General features: G+C 67.8%; 20 protein-coding genes. 14 read left to right on the forward strand and 6 right to left on the reverse strand.

Annotated elements, in window-relative coordinates; genetic code table 11:
* Positions 1-84 precede the first annotated feature (84 nt).
* Entirely contained in the window at positions 85-1,263 is a 1,179-nt protein-coding gene (locus tag ACFJGT_RS00925; RefSeq protein WP_377844905.1) for an MFS transporter, read from the forward strand.
* A 73-nt stretch (positions 1,264-1,336) separates the two neighbouring features.
* On the opposite strand, the gene ACFJGT_RS00930 is transcribed toward ACFJGT_RS00925, so the two are convergent.
* Together ACFJGT_RS00930 and ACFJGT_RS00935 are read right to left on the reverse strand one after the other, a co-directional pair.
* Positions 1,337-1,903, reverse strand: a complete 567-nt coding sequence (locus ACFJGT_RS00930) for an ActR/PrrA/RegA family redox response regulator transcription factor (RefSeq protein ID WP_377844907.1) — start codon at positions 1,901-1,903, stop codon at positions 1,337-1,339.
* Positions 1,904-1,989: 86 nt separating this feature from the next.
* Positions 1,990-3,342 (reverse strand): ActS/PrrB/RegB family redox-sensitive histidine kinase, encoded by a 1,353-nt coding sequence (locus ACFJGT_RS00935; RefSeq protein ID WP_377844910.1) that lies wholly within the window; start codon positions 3,340-3,342, stop codon positions 1,990-1,992.
* 181 nt (positions 3,343-3,523) lie between these two features.
* Here ACFJGT_RS00935 and ACFJGT_RS00940 point away from each other — a divergent pair, with 181 nt between their 5' ends.
* The 6 genes from ACFJGT_RS00940 to ACFJGT_RS00965 all read left to right on the forward strand — a co-directional run bounded on the left by ACFJGT_RS00940 (position 3,524) and on the right by ACFJGT_RS00965 (position 10,387).
* On the forward strand, positions 3,524-4,828 hold the full coding sequence (locus tag ACFJGT_RS00940) for a polyhydroxyalkanoate depolymerase (RefSeq protein ID WP_377844912.1): 1,305 nt from the start codon (positions 3,524-3,526) through the stop codon (positions 4,826-4,828).
* A gap of 47 nt (positions 4,829-4,875) precedes the next feature.
* A complete protein-coding gene (locus ACFJGT_RS00945) occupies positions 4,876-5,616 on the forward strand; it encodes a M48 family metallopeptidase (protein ID WP_377844914.1) in 741 nt (246 codons plus the stop codon).
* A 93-nt stretch (positions 5,617-5,709) separates the two neighbouring features.
* Positions 5,710-5,925: a hypothetical protein gene (locus tag ACFJGT_RS00950; protein ID WP_306223310.1), complete on the forward strand. Its 216-nt coding sequence runs from the start codon at positions 5,710-5,712 to the stop codon at positions 5,923-5,925.
* Positions 5,926-6,048: 123 nt separating this feature from the next.
* Positions 6,049-7,209, forward strand: coding sequence for an amidohydrolase (locus ACFJGT_RS00955; RefSeq protein WP_377844918.1), 1,161 nt, complete (start codon positions 6,049-6,051; stop codon positions 7,207-7,209).
* A gap of 11 nt (positions 7,210-7,220) precedes the next feature.
* Complete coding sequence (locus tag ACFJGT_RS00960) at positions 7,221-8,726, forward strand: serine hydrolase domain-containing protein (RefSeq protein ID WP_377844920.1); 1,506 nt, start codon at positions 7,221-7,223, stop codon at positions 8,724-8,726.
* Positions 8,727-8,797: 71 nt separating this feature from the next.
* Positions 8,798-10,387 (forward strand): ABC transporter substrate-binding protein, encoded by a 1,590-nt coding sequence (locus ACFJGT_RS00965; protein WP_377844922.1) that lies wholly within the window; start codon positions 8,798-8,800, stop codon positions 10,385-10,387.
* Between the two features lie 4 nt (positions 10,388-10,391).
* On the opposite strand, the gene ACFJGT_RS00970 is transcribed toward ACFJGT_RS00965, so the two are convergent.
* Positions 10,392-11,267 (reverse strand): aldose 1-epimerase family protein, encoded by an 876-nt coding sequence (locus ACFJGT_RS00970; protein ID WP_377844924.1) that lies wholly within the window; start codon positions 11,265-11,267, stop codon positions 10,392-10,394.
* Positions 11,268-11,407: 140 nt separating this feature from the next.
* On the opposite strand from ACFJGT_RS00970, the gene ACFJGT_RS00975 reads away from it, so the two are divergent.
* The 6 genes from ACFJGT_RS00975 (at position 11,408) to dapD (ending at position 15,760) form a co-directional block, all read left to right on the forward strand.
* Positions 11,408-12,394 (forward strand): TRAP transporter substrate-binding protein, encoded by a 987-nt coding sequence (locus tag ACFJGT_RS00975; protein WP_377844926.1) that lies wholly within the window; start codon positions 11,408-11,410, stop codon positions 12,392-12,394.
* A 121-nt stretch (positions 12,395-12,515) separates the two neighbouring features.
* Entirely contained in the window at positions 12,516-13,295 is a 780-nt protein-coding gene (locus ACFJGT_RS00980; RefSeq protein ID WP_377844928.1) for a VOC family protein, read from the forward strand.
* 158 nt (positions 13,296-13,453) lie between these two features.
* Complete coding sequence (locus ACFJGT_RS00985) at positions 13,454-13,738, forward strand: hypothetical protein (protein ID WP_377844930.1); 285 nt, start codon at positions 13,454-13,456, stop codon at positions 13,736-13,738.
* Positions 13,739-13,793: 55 nt separating this feature from the next.
* On the forward strand, positions 13,794-14,045 hold the full coding sequence (locus ACFJGT_RS00990; protein WP_377844932.1) for a hypothetical protein: 252 nt from the start codon (positions 13,794-13,796) through the stop codon (positions 14,043-14,045).
* 52 nt (positions 14,046-14,097) lie between these two features.
* A complete protein-coding gene (gene cobF, locus ACFJGT_RS00995) occupies positions 14,098-14,856 on the forward strand; it encodes a precorrin-6A synthase (deacetylating) (protein WP_377844934.1) in 759 nt (252 codons plus the stop codon).
* A 61-nt stretch (positions 14,857-14,917) separates the two neighbouring features.
* Complete coding sequence (gene dapD, locus ACFJGT_RS01000; RefSeq protein WP_377844936.1) at positions 14,918-15,760, forward strand: 2,3,4,5-tetrahydropyridine-2,6-dicarboxylate N-succinyltransferase; 843 nt, start codon at positions 14,918-14,920, stop codon at positions 15,758-15,760.
* Positions 15,761-15,882: 122 nt separating this feature from the next.
* Here dapD and ACFJGT_RS01005 read toward each other — a convergent pair whose 3' ends face one another.
* The 3 genes from ACFJGT_RS01005 to ACFJGT_RS01015 all read right to left on the reverse strand — a co-directional run bounded on the left by ACFJGT_RS01005 (position 15,883) and on the right by ACFJGT_RS01015 (position 18,594).
* Positions 15,883-16,443 (reverse strand): DUF1269 domain-containing protein, encoded by a 561-nt coding sequence (locus ACFJGT_RS01005; protein ID WP_377844938.1) that lies wholly within the window; start codon positions 16,441-16,443, stop codon positions 15,883-15,885.
* 93 nt (positions 16,444-16,536) lie between these two features.
* A complete protein-coding gene (locus ACFJGT_RS01010; RefSeq protein WP_377844940.1) occupies positions 16,537-18,030 on the reverse strand; it encodes an MDR family MFS transporter in 1,494 nt (497 codons plus the stop codon).
* Positions 18,031-18,147: 117 nt separating this feature from the next.
* Positions 18,148-18,594, reverse strand: coding sequence for a MarR family winged helix-turn-helix transcriptional regulator (locus ACFJGT_RS01015; RefSeq protein ID WP_377844942.1), 447 nt, complete (start codon positions 18,592-18,594; stop codon positions 18,148-18,150).
* Between the two features lie 131 nt (positions 18,595-18,725).
* Here ACFJGT_RS01015 and ACFJGT_RS01020 point away from each other — a divergent pair, with 131 nt between their 5' ends.
* A complete protein-coding gene (locus ACFJGT_RS01020) occupies positions 18,726-19,256 on the forward strand; it encodes an isochorismatase family protein (RefSeq protein ID WP_377844944.1) in 531 nt (176 codons plus the stop codon).
* The last annotated feature ends 2 nt before the right edge of the window (positions 19,257-19,258 follow it).

The following is a 19,258-nucleotide window of genomic DNA, read 5'->3' on the forward strand; positions in this document are numbered from 1 at the left end:
ACAATTGCTGGTCTTTCATGCAGTCTAATTCACAAGCGCCGGCGGCGCTATCTCCGGGCCCGAACAGTTTCTCGGAGGCATTCCATGCCCATCGCCCTTTATGCCCTCACCGTCGGCGCCTTCGGCATCGGCGTCACCGAATTCGTCATCATGGGCCTGCTCCTGCAGGTCTCCGCCGATCTCGGCATCAGCGTCCCGCTCGCCGGGCTCTTGATGACCGGCTATGCGCTCGGCGTCTTCGTCGGCGCGCCGATCCTGACGATCGCGACCCGCTCCCTGCCGCGCAAGACGACCTTGCTCGTGCTGATGGCGATCTTCACCCTCGGCAATCTCGCTGCAGCGCTGAGCCCGAGCTTCGGCTGGCTGATGGCGGCCCGCATCGTCACGGCTTTGGCACATGGCACCTTCTTCGGCGTCGGCTCGCTCGTCGCCACCAGCCTCGTCGCGCCGGAGCGCAAGGCTTCCGCTATCGCCTTGATGTTCACCGGCCTGACGCTGGCGACCCTGCTCGGCGTGCCCTTCGGCTCCTGGCTCGGGCTTGCCTTCGGCTGGCGCTCGACCTTCTGGGCGGTGACCGCGATCGGCCTCGTCGCCCTGGTCGTCCTCGCGGTCTTCGTCCCGGCCGATCGCGAGCGCGTCGTCCCCGGCTCGCTCGCCGAGGAGTTCAAGGTGCTGGCGCGGCCGCAGGTCCAGCTCGGCCTCGTCATGACCGTGCTCGGCTTCGGCGGGATTTTCGCGGTCTTCACCTTCATCCAGCCGATCCTGGTCCAGCTCGCCGGCTTCAGCGAGGCAGCGGTCTCGCCGATCCTGCTGGTCTTCGGCGGCGGGCTTGTCGTCGGCAACCTGCTCGGCGGGCGTTGGACCGATCGCAGGCTCGCTCCGGCGCTGATCGGCTCGATCGCGCTGCTGACCGTCGCGATGTTCGCCTCGGGTTTCGCCTTCCATAGCCAGATCGGCGCGATCATCGCTGCCTTCGTGCTGGGTGCTGCCGCCTTCGCCACGGTCGCGCCGCTCCAGATGTGGGTGTTGCAGCAGGCCGGCGGCGCGGGGCAGGGGCTGGCATCCAGCCTCAACATCGCCGCCTTCAACCTCGGCAACGCCTTCGGCGCCTGGCTCGGCGGCGTGGTGATCACGCAGGGGCTGGGTTATGGCGCCATCGCGCCGGTTGCTGCTGTCGTGCCGCTGCTCGCGCTCGGACTCGCCATTCTGGCGGTGTCGCTGGAGCGGCGTGCGGCCCGGATCGTGCCGGCTTGCGCAACCTGAAGCGCGTGGGCAGTCGCCAAATGAAAAGCCCGCCGGACAGGTCGTCCGGCGGGCTTTCTGTATTCAGTTTGGATCAGCGCGGCGCGCGCTTGGCGAGGATGCGCTGCAGCGTGCGGCGATGCATGCCGAGGCGGCGCGCCGTCTCCGAGACATTGCGGCTGCACAATTCATAGACGCGCTGGATATGCTCCCAGCGCACCCGGTCGGCCGACATCGGGTTTTCCGGCGGCTGCGGACGGGCATCGCGCTGGGCGGCGAGGGCTGCATGGATCTCGTCGGCATCGGCCGGCTTGGCGAGGAAGTCGAAGGCGCCGAGCTTCACGGCGCTGACAGCAGTCGCGATATTGCCGTAGCCGGTCAGGACCACGCCGCGCGCATCGGGGCGGCGCTCCTTGAGGCGGGCGATGACGTCGAGCCCGTTGCCGTCGCCGAGGCGCAGGTCGATCACGGCGAAGGCCGGCGCGGCTTCTTCCACGGCAGCAATGCCGGCGGCGACGCTGTCGGCGATGCGCACGGCATAGCCGCGGCCTTCCATGGCGCGGGCGAGACGGGTCAGGAACGGCTTGTCGTCATCGACCAGCAGAAGGGACATGTCGGCGGCCGGGCCGGCCCTGTCGGTTTCGCTCGCTGCGTCCTGCATCGTCTTCTCCTTGCCGCTTCTCCACGCGCTGCGGCTTTGCGCGTATTCGGGTTTCGCTTCGCCGGCAGGCGCCCTGTGGAGCCTGCTCAGCCAGGTTCATGTAAGGCCGATGCGCCCGCCTGGGTACCCCCATCGACAGGCAGATCGGCCTCGAAATCATCGCGCGACCAGGTGATCCGGATCGAGGCGCCGCTGGCAGGCGCCGGCCGGTTCGAGAATTCCAGGGTCGCGCCGCCCCGCTCGAGCAGCGTCTTGGCGATGAAGAGGCCGAGCCCGAGGCCGCCGCCGGCCCGACCTTCGCCGGAGCCGCGCGAGAGATAGGGGTCGCCGGCCCGCATCAGCACGTCCGGCGGGAAGCCCGGCCCGTCATCGGAGATCACCAGCACGACCTGGCTCTGGTTCCATTCCGCCGTGATGGCCACGGTCGAGCGGGCGAAATCGACGGCGTTGTCGACGATATTGCCGAGGCCGTAGATCATGCCGGGATTGCGGCGGCAGACCGGCTCCGGCTTCTCACCGGTCATGGTGATCTCGAAGGGCACGCCGAAGGGCCGCTGCGGCCCGGCGGTCTCCTCGATCAGCAGGCGCAAGGTGAGCTGGCCGAGCGGGCCGGCATCCTCGTCCTGCAGGCTGGAGAGCTTGCCGAGGATGCCGCGGCAGCGCTCGACCTGCTCGCGCAGCAGCGCGATATCCTCGGCCATCTCGCCATCCGGCGGGGCGAGGCGGGTCAGTTCGCGCGCGACCAGCGCGATCGTGCCGAGCGGCGTGCCGAGTTCGTGCGCGGCGGCGGCGGCGAGCCCGTCGAGCTGCGACAGGTGCTGCTCGCGCGCCAGCACGAGTTCGGTCGCGGCGAGCGCGTCGGAGAGATCGCGCGCCTCCTTGGCGACGCGCCAGGCATAGATGCCGGTGAAGGCGAGGCCGAGCACAAGCGCGACCCAGTTGCCGAGCTGGTAGAAGGCCGGCAGCACCGGTCGATCGTCGCCGGCCCAGGGCAAGGGCAGGTGGTAGCGGCTGAGCAGGGTCGCGAGCCCCATCGCCAGCAGGCCGAGCACCAGCGTGCGCTGCGGCGGCAGCGCCGTCGCCGAGATCATGACCGGCGCCAGGAACAGGATCGCGAACGGGTTCTGCAGGCCGCCGGTCATGAACAGCAGCGCCGCGAGCTGGGCGATGTCGAAGCCGAGCAGCGCGGTCGCGGCCGTGTCGCGCAGGCGATGGCTCAGCGGAAAACGGATTCGCAGCGCGATATTGAGCCAGGCGGAGACGGCGATGACGCTGAAGCACCAGCCGAAGGGCAGGGGGAAGCCGAGGCCGAAATGCACGCCGGCAACCGCGAGGCTCTGCCCGGCAATGGCCAGCCAGCGCAGCCGAACCAGCGTATCGAGGCGCAAATGACGGTTGGAACGCGCCAGAACCGGGGCGGAAAGGTCCGGGAAGCTCAAGATTCGAAGGTCTCCTGCACGGCGCCTGCCGATGGTTTTCCCGGCTTCATCCACATCGCAGGAAAATCTTAGCCTTTAGCCGGGTTGAATGAGAACAAAATCAACGTAAGGTGCGATGCTGCGTCGCATCATCGCATGTTGCGACGCCGGAAGGACGTTCAATCGTATGTACGGGGCTGCCATGTCGTTCGCCTACCATGCCTACGAAGCGGTTCACATGATGGTGAGCCCGGTGCGCGGGGTTTCGGATGCGATGCATCTGGCCTTCAAGAACCCCGCCAATCCGCTGACCTACACGCCGTTCGGCCGCAGCGTCGCGGCTTCCTGCGAGCTGTTCGAGCGCATGACGCGACGCTACGGCAAGCCGGCCTTCGGCCTTGACGAGACCACGATCAACGGCGTCAAGGTCGCCGTCGAGGAGCGGGTCGTCTGGGAACGCCCCTTCTGCAAGCTGGTCTATTTCGACCGCAAGATCCAAGCCAGCCGCCGCAAGCCGCAGCCGAAGGTGCTGCTGGTCGCGCCGATGTCCGGCCATTACGCCACGCTGCTGCGCGGCACGGTCGAGGCCTTCCTGCCCGGCCATGAGGTCTACATCACCGACTGGATCGATGCCCGCCTCGTGCCGCTCTCCGAGGGGCGCTTCGATCTCGACGATTACATCGACTATGTCATCGGCATGCTGCAGATGCTGGGGCCGGACACCCATGTCATGGCGATCTGCCAGCCATCCGTGCCGGTCATCGCCGCGATCGCCCGCATGGAAGCCGATCGCGACCCCTGCGCGCCGCGCTCGATGACGCTGATGGGGGGCCCGATCGATACCCGCCGCTCACCGACCGCCGTCAACCAGCTCGCGATGGAGCGCGGCACCGACTGGTTCCGCCGCAACTGCATCACCGTCGTGCCCTTCCCGAGCCTCGGCGCCTTCCGGCAGGTCTATCCCGGCTTCATGCAGCTCTCGGGCTTCATGGCGATGAATATCGACCGCCACGTCACTGCCCATTACGACATGTTCAAGCATCTCGTCAGCGGCGACGGCGATTCCGCCGAGAAGCATCGCGATTTCTATGACGAGTACCTCGCGGTGATGGACCTGACCGCGGAGTTCTATCTCCAGACAGTCGACACCGTCTTCGTTCAGCACGCTTTGCCGAAGGGCGAGATGATGCATCGAGACAAGCCGGTCGATCTCACCGCCATCCGCCGCGTCGCGCTGATGACGGTCGAGGGCGAGATGGACGACATCTCCGGCGTCGGCCAGACGCAGGCCGCGCATGACCTCTGCGTCAACATCCCCGACGACAAGCGCGTGCATTATCTCCAGCCGAAGGTCGGCCATTACGGCGTCTTCAACGGCTCGCGCTTCCGCTCCGAGATCCAGCCGCGCATCTCCGACTTCATGGTCAGCCTCGACATGGAAGCGGCCAAGGAGCGTCGCGACGACAGCGCCAAGGAACAGCGCAAGGCGCTCAAGATCGCGGGCTGAAGCATCGCTCTTCCCCATCGCCCGCGAATCCCGCACAATCGTGGGCGATGCGCATCTCCCTGTTCAGGCGCCAGCCGGACCCCGACCGGATCGAGGTCGTGCATGCCGGCACGCGCTATGCCGTTTGGGTCAAGCGTCGCGCCGCGGCGCGGCGGATGACCTTGCGCGTCTCGCAGGCGACCGGCGAGATCACCCTGACTCTGCCCGAGCGCGCCGATTTCGCGGCAGGCCGCACCTTCGCCGAGAACCATGGCGGCTGGATCGCGGCGCGCATGGCCAAGCGCCCGCGCGCCGTGCCGTTCGAGCCCGGTCAGAGCATTCCCTTGCGCGGCGTGCCGCATCGCATCGTCCACTGGTCGAAGGCGCGCGGGCTGACGCAGGCGACGCGCGATGCCGACGGCGCGCCCGTGATCGCGGTCGCCGGAGACGCCGCCCATGTCTCGCGCCGGGTCAAGGATTTCCTGCGGAAGCTCGCGCTCGACGATCTCGAAAAGGCGGTGCGCCGCCACACGGCGACCTTGGGCATTCCCGCCCGCAAGATCACCATCCGCGACACGACGAGTCGCTGGGGTTCCTGCTCCTCGCAGGGCCATCTGAGCTTTTCCTGGCGGCTGATCCTGGCGCCGTCCCCGGTGCTCGACTATCTCGCGGCCCATGAGGTGGCGCATCTCAAGGAGATGAACCACTCGCACCGCTTCTGGGCGCTGACCCACAAGCTCTGCCCAGGCACCGAGGAGGCGGAGGCATGGCTGAAGCGTCATGGCGCCAGCCTGCATGGCTATGGTTAAGTCGGCAGCCCTGCCGCAATTCCGCCGTTAACCACTTTCTGAAACCTGCACCTGCACACTGAAGGCCGATTCGCTTTCAGCGTGAGTATGCCTATGGGTCAGGTCATCGCGTTCCGCCTTCCGCAACAGCCGGCTGCTGCCGCCGAGCCGGTGCTCGGCCTGATGTCGGCCGTCGATTTCGCCCTGCGCGATCTCGCCGAGATACTTCCACACATTGCGCTGGATTCGGCGCGCCAGCAGGCCGAGGCCTGCCGGGCGATGCTGGCGCAGGCCTTCGACGCCGAGGTCGAGGCCGAGCTCGGTAATTGATCCTGCGCTCGCGCATGCCGCCCCCGGCGACGACGCGGGTTGCCGAAGCGGCTGAAGTGTCGAACCTTTCCAGGCAAGAGCCGGTGATCCGCCGGCCGGCATAGTGCCTGGGAGGCTTCACCCGTGTTCCTGACCAACAGCGATATGGTCGATCTCGTCGATCTCCGGCATCGGCTGCATCGCCGCCCTGAAATCTCGGGCGAGGAGCGCGAGACCGCCGCGACCATCGTCGATTTCCTGAAGCCGACCGGCCCTGACCGCATCGTTACCGAACTCGGGGGCCATGGCGTCGCGGCGATCTACCAGGGTTCCGAGCCCGGCCCGACCGTGCTGATCCGCGCCGAGCTCGATGCGTTGCCGATCGAAGAGCTTTCCGACTGCGACCATCGCTCCGAAATCCCCGGCAAGGGCCATCTCTGCGGCCATGACGGCCACATGACCATCCTCGCCGGTCTGGCGCGCGGTCTCCAGCGCAACCCGCCGAAGAAGGGCCGCGCCATCCTCCTCTTCCAGCCGGCCGAGGAGACCGGCGCCGGCGCTGCTGCCGTGATGGCCGATCCGAAATTCGAGGAGATCGTGCCGGATTACGCCTTCTCGCTGCATAACCGCCCGGGCGTTCCCGTCGGCCACGCCCGCATCTCGGAAGGGGCCGCGAACTGTGCCTCGCGCGGCATCAAGATCGTCCTGACCGGCGAAACCTCGCATGCCTCGACGCCCGAGCATGGCCGTTCGCCGGCCCCGGCCATCGCGACGCTGATCCCCGCCCTGACCGCGCTTGGGCCGGGCGGGCCGCTCGACGCGAATTTCCGGCTGGTCACGGTGACCCATATCGAGATCGGCGAGCAGGCCTTCGGCATCGCGCCGGGCCATGGCGAGCTCTGGGCGACCTTGCGCACCGTCAACGACGCGCAGATGGGCGCGCTCTGCGAAGCGGCCGAAAAACTGGCGCGCGAGGCGGCCGAGGCCGACCGTTTGAGCGTCGAGATCAGCTATCACGACATCTTCCACCATTGCGAGAACGAGCCCGAGGCCGTGGCGATGCTGCGCCGGGCGATGGACGAGGAAAAAGTGCCGCATGGCCCGACGCCGCCCTCGCGCGGCTCGGAGGATTTCGGCCTGTTCGGGCGCCGCTCCAAATCGGCGATGTTCCTGCTCGGCTCGGGCGAGACCGCGCATCTGCACAATCCCGATTTCGATTTCCCGGATGATGCGATCGGCCCCGGCGCGCGCGTCTTCATGCGGGCGCTGCGCAATCTGCTCGGCGAAGCCCGGCCGCAGGGCTGAAGGAGCAAGACATGGCTTTGGATTGGACAGGCGCCGCGACCCGCGCGCAGGACATCGTCGCGAACTGGCAGCGCGCGGCGGGGCCGGGCGGCGCCGTCGTGCTCTTCGACCGCGACGGCGTGCGCGAGGCCTTTGCCGGCGGCCTCGCCAGCATCGAATACGGCGTGCCCTTCACGCCGCAGACGCCGAACCGCTTCGCCTCGATCAGCAAGCATATCCTGGCGGTGGCATTGCTGCGCGCCGGCATCCCGCTCGACGCGCCGCTCGGCCATTGGCTGAAAGAATTGCCGGCGCCGCTTGCCGAGGTCGAATTCGGCCGCGCCCTCGACATGACCGGCGCCCTGCCGGACATGATGGAGTGCCTCTGGCAGCAGGGCGTGCCCTTCACCGCCACCTTGAGCGCGGAGGAGGTCTTCGCGCTGGCCTGCCGCTTGCCCTCGCTGAGTGCCGAGTCCGGCACCGAGATGGCCTATTCCAACACCGGCTGGCGCCTCGGGCAGCGCATCCTCGAGCAGGTCACGGGCAAGCCCTACAAGGAGACCGTCGCGGAACTCTCCGGCGAGCTGGGTGCCGCCTTCCGCCTGCCCTATGACGGCTCGGAGATCGTGCCCGGCCTCGCCACCGGCTACTGGAACGATGGCGCCTCTTGGCGGCGCGGCCATAACGGCCCGCATTTCTCCGCATCGGGCGGGATCGTTGGTTCCGCTGCCGATCTCGCCGGCTGGGCCTCGGCCCTGCTGGCCGGCCGCGGCCCGCTCGCGGGCATGCTGGAGCGCCTGACTGCGCCGCGTCATTTCGCGGACGGCAACGAGAGCGTCTATCGATTGGGCCTGGTCTGCAGCCGGCTGGGCGAGACCGCGATCATCGGCCATGGCGGCTCGCTCGCCGGTTATCGCAACCATTTCTGGATGTCGCCGGCCCATGGTGTCGGCGTCGTCGTGCTGAGCAATCGCGAGGAAGAGGCGCTCTGGCCGGCCCTGACGGTGCTGGCGGCTCTGCTCGGGCAGGAGCTGCCGACGATCGCGAACGCGCCCACCGGGCTGTTCGTCAGCGACGAAGGGCCGTTCTGGGCTGAGCTCGCGACGGATTCGATCAGCTTCATGGGGGGCTTCGAGCGCCTGATCACGGATGGCGACGGCGGTCTGCGCAGCCTGCCGGCCTATCTCGATATCCGTCTCAAGCGTGACGGCGAAGACCGTCTCACCGGCCTGATCGGCGGCGTGCAGCGCTCGCTGGCGCGCGTGCCGGCCGATACCCCGCTCGATGCGCGATTGGTCGGGCGCTGGCGCGATCAGCATTTCGGCACGGAGATCGAGATCCGGGCCGACGGCACCGCGCTGCTGCCCTGGCCTTCGGGCGGGACGGTGTCGCGCCTGACGCCGCTGCCGAACGGCCGCGCCCTCGCCAGCCACCTGCACGGCCCCTGGCTTGCGCGACCCTGCCTCTGGCTCGATGCGGAAGGCAGCTTGCGGGTCGCCGGCCACCGGGCAAGAATCTTGCAGATGAAACGAGCATGAAACGCGCCGGCTGAGGTGGCTCCGCTGAGGAGCGGAGTCGCAGGGCCGGTGACGAAGGAGGAGAACGCCCGATGCACCTGTCCCGTTTCACCGCCGCGCTGCTGCTGTCGGCGGCGGCACTTCTGCCGTTTCCGGCATCGGCGCAGTCGCAGCCGGCCTCGAACCGGATTCTGCGCGTCGCGCCGCATGCGGATCTCAAGACGCTCGACCCGGTCGCCGCCTCCATCGTCATCACCCGCATGCACGGGCTGATGATCTACGAGACGCTTTTCGCCTGGGATTCCAACCTCCAGCCGAAGCCGCAGATGGTCGAGAGCTTCGAGACCTCGCCGGACAAGCTGACCTGGACGTTCAAGCTGCGCCCCGGCCTGAAATTCCATGACGGCCAGCCGGTGACGACCAAGGACGTCATCGCCTCGCTCGAGCGCTGGATGAAGCGCGACACGATCGGCGGAAAGCTCGCCGAATATACCGACGGCATGGAGGCAGTGGATAATGCCACCTTCAAGCTCAAGCTGAAGCGGCCACTCGCGCTGGTGCCCTTCGCGCTGGGCTCCGCCGTCGGCCAGATCCCCGTCATCATGCGCGAGATCGACGCCAAGTCCGACTCGATGAAGCCGATCACCGAGACGATCGGCTCCGGCCCGTTCAAGTTCAACCGCCAGGACTGGCGCAGCGGCTCGAAGGTCGTCTACGACCGCAATCCCGATTACGTCCCGCGCTCCGAGCCGGCCGACGGGCTCGCCGGCGGGCGCGTCGTCAAGGTCGACCGCGTCGAATGGCAGATCATGCCGGATGCGGCGACCGCCGCCGCGGCGCTCCAGACCGGCGAGATCGATATCTGGGAACAGCCGAGCCAGGACCTGATCCCGGTCATCGCGACCAACAGCCAGGTCAAGGTCGACCGCTACGCCAATCTCTCCAACCAGGCGATGCTGCGGCCGAACCATCTCCATCCGCCCTTCGACAACCCGAAGGCGCGTCTGGCGCTCGCCTATGCCACGGACCAAGCCGATTTCCTCTCGGCCGGCTTCGGCGATGAGGAATGGTGGAAGCGTTGCGCCTCTTATTTCATCTGCGGCGGCCCCAACGGCACGGAGGCCGGCACCGAGAGCTATGCCAAGCCCGATCTCGACAAGGCGCGGGCGCTGCTGAAGGAGAGTGGCTACAAGGGCCAGAAGCTGGTGCTTTCGACCAGCAACGACATCGCGCCGATCGGCCGCATGGCGGAAGTCGCGGCCGCCTCGCTCAGGAAGGTCGGGTTCAATATCGATCTCCAGGTCGCCGATTGGGGAACCGTCACCACGCGCCAGCAGAATAAGGGCACATCCGAGCAGGGCGGTTGGAACCTCTTCGTCACGACGGCGTCGGGCGCGACGATGCAGTCGCCATTGACCAATATCGGCACCAACATGGCCTGCGAGCGCGCCTGGTCGGGCTGGCCCTGCGATGCGGAAGCCGAGAAGCTGCGCGGTGCCTTCATCGATGCGCCTGATGATGCCGGCCGCAAGCTCGCACTGGACGCCCTGCACAAGCGTCTCGCCGAGGTACAGCCCTATCGTGTGCTCGGTCAGTACGACCAGCCTTATGCCCGGCGCACCAATGTCGCTGGCGTCCTGGCGGCGCCGGTCATGCTGTTCTGGAACATCGAGAAGAAGTGAGGGGCTAAAGAGTAGCCCGCCACACGAAATCGCGGCTCTCGCCCGGCGCCAGCTTGAGGATGCCGGGCTTGTCCGCGATTTCGCCCTGCCAGCCGGCCGGGCTCGCCATGCTGTACCAGGGCTCGATGCACAGGAACGGCGCGCCAGATGGTTTCGACCAGATGCCGAGGTCCTTGTAGCCCTCCCAGCTCACGGTCAGGGCGCGGTTTTCTCGCCCAGATGGGTCAAATGCTGCAAAGCGCACGGAACGGTTCACCGTATCCGGGATCACGATCGCGTCGTTGACGAAGAGGCTTTCATCGAGCGGTAGTTCCGTGCCCTCGAAAGGCAGGGGGATTGGTGCGGTCAGCAGGCCGGCCTCGACGCCGCGGCCCTGACCCGGCTCCGCCTGCGGGAAGGTCAGGCGATGCGCCTGTTTCGCTATGCCCTCGGTCAGCGGCCAGAGAAAGGCTGGATGGGCGCCGACACCGCAGATCAAGGGCACTTCGGCTGGATTGCTCACCCGCGAGGTCACGGTCAGCGTATCGCCTGCGACCGCGTAGATCATCTGCAATACGAACCTGAACGGATAGATCGCCAGCGTCTCCGGGCTCTCCCGCAGTTCCAGCACGGCCCGCTCCGCGCTGCGCTCGACCCAGCTGAACAGGCTGTCGCGGGCGAAGCCGTGCTGGGTCAGGCGGTAGGAGCGCCCCTGATGGATCAGCGTATCGTCGGTCAGCCGCCCGACGATCGGGAACAGAACTGGCGCATGGCGCGGCCAGTCCGGCCCGCCATGCCAGAGCAGGGGCCCATTTGCATCGGACAGCGCGATCAACTCGCCGCCTTGGGCCCTCACCGTCGCGCGCAGCCGGTCGGAAGCAATCTCGTGGGTCTCGCTCATCATCGTCTCCATCGCGGCTTTCCTCCCGATAGCCGATCGGTGCCGGTGAAATCCACTTGCGCTTCCGTTCGAACAGGCGCGCCCCTTGCGGTGGGGCGCGTTTCGCGCGATTCCGCTACTTCAGCCGAAGGAGGCAAGCCTTGCCGATCACCCGCCGCCAGTTCGCCGCCGGCTCGCTCGCCGCGCCCGCCATCCTGAAGAGCGGGCAGGCTGTCGCCGCCGGCCGTCCCATGACCGTGGCTTCGCTCCTGGGCGAGGACAAGCCGGAGACCAAGGTCTGGCGGCGCATCGCCGACATCCTCGCCACCACGGCGCCCGGCCGTTTCGACCTGCGGATCGTGCCCAATGCGGCGCTCGGCGGCGAGAAGGAGGTGGCGGAGGGCCTGCGCCTCGGCTCGATTCAGGCGGCGCTCTCGACCGTGTCCTCGCTCTCGACCTGGGTGCCTGCCGGGCAGATCCTCGACCTGCCCTTCCTGTTCCGCGACCGCGGCCATCTGGCGCGGACGCTGGCCGGGCCGCTCGGAACCGCGCTCAAGGACCTTTACCAGGCGCAGGGTTTCGTCGTGCCGGGCTTCATCAACTACGGCGCGCGCCATCTCCTGGCGAAGGAGCCGCTGACCACGCCCGCTTCGGTCAAGGGCAAGCGCATCCGCGTCATCCAGAGCCCGCTCCATACCGCGCTCTGGTCGGGCTTCGGCGCTCATCCGACGCCGATCCCGATCCCGGAGACCTATAACGCGCTCAAGACCGGCGTGGTCGACTGCATGGACCTGACCAAGTCGGCCTATGTCGGCTTCCGCCTGCACGAGGTCGTGCCGGTTCTGATCGAGACCGGCCATATCTGGGCGAGCGGCGTCGTGATGTTCGCAGCACCCTTCTGGAAGGCACTGACAACAGAGGATCGCGAGGCGCTGACGGCTGCCGTGACGGAGGGCGTTGCCTATTTCGACGAGTTGATGCGGGCCGACGAGGAAGCCTCGATGGCGCGCGCCAGGGCCGAAGGCGGCAAGGTCGTGCCGGCCGAGAACCGCGAGGGTTGGCAGGACGGTGCGCGCAGGGTCTGGGAAAGCTTTGCGCCGCAGCTCGGCGGCATGTCGGGCATCGAAGCCATCGCGCAGAGCCGCTGAACCAGCATCGGACCGAAAAGTGGAAGCCGGTTTTCGGAAAATCCGATGCTAAGATAAAGGCTTGGATCGCCGATTTGCGTCCGGCAGGACGCGGCGATCCAGCATCGACGGGACGAGGACCATGCCGCTTTCGATCGACCATATCGTCATCGCCGTCGCCGATCTCGACGCGGCGATCCGCGATTACACGGCACTCGGCTTCACCGTGCTGCCCGGCGGCGAGCATCCGCGCGGCTCGCGCAACGCGCTGGTCGTGTTCGCGGACGGCGCCTATCTCGAAATCATCGCCTTCCCCCGCCCGCTGCCGGACTATCGCTGGTGGCAGGTGCTGGATCGCGCCGGCCCCGGCCTCGTCGATTATGCCGTTCTGCCGGATGATCTCGGCGCCGATCTCGCCCGCGCCCGCGCCGCCGGCATCGTCATGGATGGCCCCATCGATGGCGGCCGGCTCAAGCCCGATGGCACCAGCATCGCCTGGCGCTCGGCCCGCCCGCCCGAGCCCGATATTCCCTTCCTCTGCACCGATGTCACGGCCCGCAGCCTGCGTGTTCCCGAGGGGCCGGCCCGCCGCCATGCCAATGTTGTGACCGGGGTGGCCGGCGTCACCGTGGCGGTGCAGGATCTCGCGACCTCGGTCGCCCGCTACCGCGCCCTGCTCGGGTGTGAGCCGGTCGCCATCGGCGGCGTTCCCGGCCTCGGCTTCGGGCTCGCGCAGTTCCGCATCGGCCGGCAGACCCTGTCCCTGGCCGAGCCGCGAGGCCCGGCCGCGGCCGGCCTCGGCGAGCACCTCGTCCGCCGTGGGCAGGGGGCCTACGCCATCTCGTTCTATGGCCCCGACGATGCCCGTCTTGACGACGGCCTCGCTCACGGCGCGCGCCTGGAAGTCGTCCGCGACCTCTAGCCGCTGGTCGCGTCATGATGCGGTCACGCTGGCGGCCGAGAGTGACCCGTTACCTTAAAATAGTTCTATTTATGTAGTAATAACAAGGCCTTGCATCGAATCGGCGACGCGCCTATCTCTCCCTCGCGATCAGTGAATCAGCCGACGGAGGGACCGGGATGGGTGGAGTCACCGAGGTCGATGTCGCGGCCGTGATCGGCCGTATCGACGAGATCATCATCCGCGAGATCGTTCGCACCGGGGCGAGCCGGCCGGAACTGCGCCGGGCGCTCGCGCTTGCCAAGGGGCCGGGCGATCTCGACGCCGATGCGGCCTTGCCGCCGCGCATGCAGCGCCTTGTCGACCTGCTTGCGGTCGCCTTGCCCGAGCAGGGACCCAAGCCCCTGCAAGGGCCACAGCGCCGCCTCCATGCCGCCATCAAGGGCATCGAACGTGCAGCCTGATCAGGGGAGCGCAGAATCGCTGGAGACCGCCCGGGCCGACATCCGGGAAGCGGTCATGACAGCTTTTTGCGCCGCGCTTCGCGATACGCGCCTGCCGCCGCTCGCCCTGATCGAGCTGGCGGCGGCAGCGGTCGGTTCTGTCTACAGAGAGGTGGCGGATGCTCATTGCGGTGACCAGCCATGCCCTTGCGGCTGGCATCCGCGCCTCCAGGCGGATCTGGAGGCGCTTCAGACGGCGCTGGCGCTGAACGCGATGCCGGCGCCGCAGGCTGATCTCGCCCGCATGGTCGTGCTCGGCCGGGCCTGATCTCGCATTCTCCTCACCGGGCATGCTAAGCCGCCGCGAACGGCGGAGCGGCATGCGCAACATCCTCATCATCGGCATCGGGGCCGGCAATCCCGACCACATGACGGTCGAGGCGATCGAGGCGCTGAACCGCGCCGACATCCTGTTCATTCCCGACAAGGGCGAGGAGAAGGCCGCGCTTCGGGCTCTGCGCGAGGCGATCTGCGCCCGCTTCATCCGCAAGCCCGGATACCGCACGGTTCCGGTCGAGATCCCGCGCCGCGCCGAGGCCGGCAGCGACTATCACGGTGTCGTCGACGACTGGCATGAGCGCATCGCCGCGCGCTACCGCAGCCTGTTCGAAGCCGAATTGCAGGACGGGCAAACTGGCGCGCTGCTGGTCTGGGGCGATCCGGCGCTCTACGATTCCACCCTGCGCATCATGGAGCGCGTCGCCGCCTCCGGCTTCGATCTCGACTGGCAGGTCTATCCCGGCATCAGCAGCGTCCAGGTGTTGGCGGCGCGCCACCGCATACCCCTCAACACGATCGGGGCGCCGATCCTGATCACCACCGGCCGGCGGTTGGCCGCGGGCTTCCCGGCCGATCAGGACAGCGTCGTCGTCATGCTCGACGGCGAGCAGACCTTCGGCAGGATCGATCCCGCCGGGCTCGACATCTTTTGGGGCGCCTATCTCGGCACGCCCGACGAGATCCTGCGCGCCGGCCCGCTCGCGGAGCTGGCGGCCGAGATTGCCGCGGTGAGGGCGCAGGCCCGCGCCCGGCATGGCTGGATCATGGATACATATCTGCTGCGCCGCCGTCCGGCTTGACGCAGACGCCTGCATCCGCCATCGCTCGCGCCGATCTTTCTGGAAGCGCCGGAGCCACCCGATGTCCCTCGCCGATCTCAACCAGACCATCGATGCCGCCTGGGAAAACCGGGCCGAGATCGGCGTCCAGACCAAAGGCCCCGTCCGCGAGGCGGTCGAGCAGGCGATCGAGATGCTCGATGCCGGCCAGGCCCGCGTCGCCGAGAAGCAGGGCACTGAGTGGGTCGTGCATCAGTGGCTGAAGAAGGCGGTTCTGCTCTCCTTCCGCCTCACCGACAACGTCATCATGGCCAATGGGCCGGGCGAGAGCGTGTTCTGGGACAAGGTGCCCTCGAAATTCGAGGGCTGGGGCGAGAACCGTTTCCGCGCCGCCGGCTTCCGCGTCGTGCCGCCGGCTGCCGCGCGCAAGGGCTCCTTCATCGCGTCCGGCGTCGTCCTGATGCCGTCCTTCGTCAATATCGGCGCCTATGTCGACACCGGCACTATGGTCGATACCTGGGCGACGGTCGGCTCCTGCGCCCAGATCGGCAAGAACGTGCATCTTTCGGGCGGCGTCGGCATCGGCGGCGTGCTCGAGCCGCTGCAGGCCAACCCGACCATCATCGAGGATAACTGCTTCATCGGCGCCCGCTCCGAGGTCGTCGAGGGCGTGATCGTCGGCGAAGGCTCGGTGCTCTCGATGGGCGTCTTCATCTCGGCCTCGACCAAGATCGTCGACCGCGCCACCGGTCAGGTCCATGTCGGCAAGGTGCCGCCCTATTCGGTGGTGGTGCCGGGCTCGCTGCCGGGCAAGCCTTTCCCTGACGGCACGCCGGGCCCGTCGCTCTCCTGCGCCGTCATCGTCAAGACGGTCGACGCGCAGACGCGCTCCAAGACCGGCATCAACGAGCTGCTGCGCGACTGAGCCGTTGATCGCGGCGCGTCATGCCCGGGCTTGACCCGGGCATCTCGGAAACCAGTATCTTCTTGTCATGAGATTCTCGGGTCCGCGCGAAGCGCGGCCCGAGAATGACGGTTAAGGGTGCCTCAACCCACCGGCGAGGGCGCGCCCGTGCCTTGCGGATAGGGCTCAGGCGGGTTCTGCGTCGCCGGTTCCGCGCCGTGCGCATCGGCCAGCGCGTCGCGCAGCTTCTGCTCCTGCGAGCGGTCGAGCGAGGTCTTGAGCATGGTGCCGCCGCTGCCGCGGATCGCCTCCAGCACCTTGTCGCCGGTCACCTTGTTGACGAGTACGAACAGCGCCGCATTGCCGGGCTGCAGGCTGCCCGACAGGTCCTTCATGAACTTGTCGTCAACGCCGTAATCGGTCAGCGCCCCGCCGAGCGCGCCCGAAGCCGCGCCCAAAGCTGCGCCGAAGATAGGCATCAGGAAGATCGCGCCGATCAGCAGCCCCCAGAACGAGCCGGAAACCGCGCCGAGCGCGGTCGTGTTCAGGAGCTGGTTCAGCTTCACCTTGCCGCCTTCGTGCATCACCGCGATCGCGGCGTCGCCGATCTCGATCAGGTATTCCTTCTGCAGGCCGATCAGCTTCTGGCGCATCTCCTCGGCACGGGCCTCGGTCGGATAGACGATGACGACGAGATCGGACATGGCGGAACTCCTGGTGCAGACGCTGGCATGCTGGCCCGGACGGATGACGGGCTCATGGCAACGCGCAGCCGGTCGCGCCGGTTCCGTTTTCGGTTACTCGCCGCCGATCGCCTTGGCCGCCTCGACGGCCCGGCCGCGCAGTGGCAGTTCCTGCATCCGCGCCAGCGACAGCCAGGCGAGCGCGAAACCGAGGCTCGCGGCGCCAAAGACATAGCGGAACAGCACGACCATGGTCTCGCGGTCGACGGTGCCGAGCTTCAATGCCTCGGGCGAGAGCTGCGCGCCGGCCCCGCCGACGCCGCCGAGCACGATCGCGCCGAACACCGCGACGATCAGCGCGCCGCCGATCTGGCGGAAGAAATTGGCCACCGCCGTCACCGTGCCCAACTGATGCGCCTGCACGGCGTTCTGGATCGAGACGGTCGCGACGGGCAGCAATGTGCCGAAGCCGATGCTGACGATCGCCAGGATCACGCTGAAGGGCAGGAGCGGGATCCGGCCGGAGAAGGCGGCGAGAACGCCTGAGCCCGCCATCGCGACGAAGAGCCCGGCCAATGGCACGCGCTTGTAATGGGTGAGATGCGACATCGCTCGCCCGGAGCTCGTCGCGCCGAGAACGGTACCGCAGGTCAGCGGCAGCAGGCCGAGGCCGGACTGGGTGGCGCTCAGGCCCATCACCGTCTCGAAATAGAGCGGCAGATAGATGGTGAGGCCGATGAAGGTGCCCATGCCGAAGCCGGCGGCGACCGTGCCGCGCCTGACCACGCCATTGCCGAAGAGATCGAGCGGGATCAGCGGTTCCGCGGCCCGGCGCAGGCGCCAGGCGAACAGCATCCAGAGCACGAGGGATGCCGCGACGAGCCCGGCGATCTCGGGAGAGCGCCAGGGATGGGCCGTGCCGCCCCAGGACAGGGCGAGCAGCAGCGACACCGTCGCCAGTGTCATCAGCATGGCGCCGAGCACGTCGAGCTTGTGTGGCCGCTCATGGCGCGGCAGCCGCTTCAGGGCCGCGTTCGACATCCAGTAGGCGCCGAGTCCGAGCGGCAGGTTGATCCAGAAGATCACCGACCAGTGCAGCTTTTCCGCGAGGAAGCCGCCGAGGACCGGGCCGAGCAGCGAGGAGGACATGAAGACGCTGGCGAAATAGACCTGATAGCGCCCACGCTCCTTGGGCGGCACCATGTCGCCGACGATGGTCTGGGCGAGCGCGATCAACCCGCCCCCGCCCAATCCCTGCACGAAGCGCGCGAGGACGAGCAGCCAGAGCGAGGGCGCCAGCGCGCAGGCGATCGAGCCGATGACGAAGACGACGATGCCGGCGAGCAGCGTCACCCGCCGCCCATGGATATCGGCGATTTTGCCGTAGAGCGGTGTCACCGCCGTCGAGGCGAGCAGGTAGATCGTGACGATCCAGGAGAGATGCGTGACGTCGTTGAGATCGCGGCCGATCGTCGGCAGCGCGGTCGCGACGATGGTCTGGTCGAGCGCGGCGAGGAACATCGCCAGCATGACGCCGATCAGGACCGACCGAATATCCGCGGGCGTCATGGCCGCGGCCTGGGCTGGATTATCGAGCCGCTTGTCCATGAATTGTGATCTTGCTTGCGTCCAGGGAATGACGGGAGGGTAATCGCAGCGGACGTCATGCGCCAGAGTCACGTTGTCGGAGCGGCCTTGCAGCGGGGGCGGGACAAGTCGCCGCAGCTAGCCGAGGCTGCGCAGGGTGTCCCGCAGGGTTTCCGGCCCGGCATCGGGCATGGCCGCCTCGACGATCTCATGCGTCCGCTGCCAGATCGGCACCGCCGCGGCGAGCCGCGCCATGCCGTCCTCCGTCAGCGACAGCAGGCGACCGCGTCGATCGGCAGGATCGACCGCGATCGTGACGAGGCCGCGCCGTTGCAGCGGCTTCAGCGCGGCGGTGAGCGTCGTCCGGTCCATCGCCAGAAGTTCGGCGACCGGGCCGAACGTGGCCGGCACCGGCCGGTTGAGCGCCATCATCAGCGAGAACTGGCCGTTGGTCAGCCCGACCGGCCGCAGCGCCTCGTCGAAACGGCGCGCCAGCGCTCGCGCCGCGCGCTGCACATGCAGGCACAGGCAATGGTCGCGCACATGCAGCGTCGTCGCGAAGGGAACGATCGGTTTGCCGTCCATGTTGTCTGCATGTTGACTGCCGTTAGGCAAGTCAAGCGAAGCTCGACCGAACAGATTCCATGCCGGTTGACGGAGCCGCGCCGGTAAGCGCTATGAGGGCTCCCTGACGGCGCCAAGAGGAAAGGCCGATCATGCCGCTGCTCGCCGCGAAACATGCCATGCTGGTGGTCATCGACTTCCAGGCGAAGCTGATGCCGGCGATCCATGACGGCGAGACGGTGCTGCTCAATGCCGCGCGTCTTGCCGAAGCAGCGCGCCTGCTGGGCGTGCCCGCGGTCCTGACCGAGCAATATCCGCGTGGTCTCGGCGCGACGGTGCCGGCCCTGGCGGAGGTCGCGCCGGCCATAGCCAAGATGAGCTTCGACGCCTGCGCCGAGTCGGCCTTCCTCGAGGCTGTGGCGGGAGATCAGGAATTGGTGATCTGCGGCTGCGAGGCGCATGTCTGCGTCGGCCAGACGGTTTTGACCCTGCTGGAGCATCGCCGCCGCGTCGTCGTGGTCGCCGATGCGATCGGCTCGCGCGTGCCGGCCTCGCGCGAGATCGCGCTGCAGCGCATGGCAAGCCACGGCGCCGAGATCGTCACCACCGAGATGGTGCTGTTCGAATGGCTGCGCAGCGCCGAGCATCCGCAGTTCCGGACGGTCTCGAAGCTGATCCGGTAGAA

This window comes from Allobosea sp. UC22_33 (genome assembly GCF_042700715.1).
Classification (GTDB): Bacteria; Pseudomonadota; Alphaproteobacteria; order Rhizobiales; family Beijerinckiaceae; genus Allobosea.

What these genes read in the sequence shown, in the direction of transcription:
- ACFJGT_RS00925 (WP_377844905.1), top strand. Translation starts at nt 85, where the DNA reads ATGCCCATCGCCCTTTATGCCCTCACCGTCGGCGCCTTCGGCATCGGC.
- ACFJGT_RS00930 (WP_377844907.1), bottom strand. Translation starts at nt 1,903, where the DNA reads ATGCAGGACGCAGCGAGCGAAACCGACAGGGCCGGCCCGGCCGCCGAC.
- ACFJGT_RS00940 (WP_377844912.1), top strand. Translation starts at nt 3,524, where the DNA reads ATGTCGTTCGCCTACCATGCCTACGAAGCGGTTCACATGATGGTGAGC.
- ACFJGT_RS00945 (WP_377844914.1), top strand. Translation starts at nt 4,876, where the DNA reads ATGCGCATCTCCCTGTTCAGGCGCCAGCCGGACCCCGACCGGATCGAG.
- ACFJGT_RS00950 (WP_306223310.1), top strand. Translation starts at nt 5,710, where the DNA reads ATGGGTCAGGTCATCGCGTTCCGCCTTCCGCAACAGCCGGCTGCTGCC.
- ACFJGT_RS00960 (WP_377844920.1), top strand. Translation starts at nt 7,221, where the DNA reads ATGGCTTTGGATTGGACAGGCGCCGCGACCCGCGCGCAGGACATCGTC.
- ACFJGT_RS00965 (WP_377844922.1), top strand. Translation starts at nt 8,798, where the DNA reads ATGCACCTGTCCCGTTTCACCGCCGCGCTGCTGCTGTCGGCGGCGGCA.
- ACFJGT_RS00970 (WP_377844924.1), bottom strand. Translation starts at nt 11,267, where the DNA reads ATGAGCGAGACCCACGAGATTGCTTCCGACCGGCTGCGCGCGACGGTG.
- ACFJGT_RS00980 (WP_377844928.1), top strand. Translation starts at nt 12,516, where the DNA reads ATGCCGCTTTCGATCGACCATATCGTCATCGCCGTCGCCGATCTCGAC.
- ACFJGT_RS00985 (WP_377844930.1), top strand. Translation starts at nt 13,454, where the DNA reads ATGGGTGGAGTCACCGAGGTCGATGTCGCGGCCGTGATCGGCCGTATC.
- ACFJGT_RS00990 (WP_377844932.1), top strand. Translation starts at nt 13,794, where the DNA reads ATGACAGCTTTTTGCGCCGCGCTTCGCGATACGCGCCTGCCGCCGCTC.
- cobF (WP_377844934.1), top strand. Translation starts at nt 14,098, where the DNA reads ATGCGCAACATCCTCATCATCGGCATCGGGGCCGGCAATCCCGACCAC.
- dapD (WP_377844936.1), top strand. Translation starts at nt 14,918, where the DNA reads ATGTCCCTCGCCGATCTCAACCAGACCATCGATGCCGCCTGGGAAAAC.
- ACFJGT_RS01005 (WP_377844938.1), bottom strand. Translation starts at nt 16,443, where the DNA reads ATGTCCGATCTCGTCGTCATCGTCTATCCGACCGAGGCCCGTGCCGAG.
- ACFJGT_RS01010 (WP_377844940.1), bottom strand. Translation starts at nt 18,030, where the DNA reads ATGGACAAGCGGCTCGATAATCCAGCCCAGGCCGCGGCCATGACGCCC.
- ACFJGT_RS01015 (WP_377844942.1), bottom strand. Translation starts at nt 18,594, where the DNA reads ATGGACGGCAAACCGATCGTTCCCTTCGCGACGACGCTGCATGTGCGC.
- ACFJGT_RS01020 (WP_377844944.1), top strand. Translation starts at nt 18,726, where the DNA reads ATGCCGCTGCTCGCCGCGAAACATGCCATGCTGGTGGTCATCGACTTC.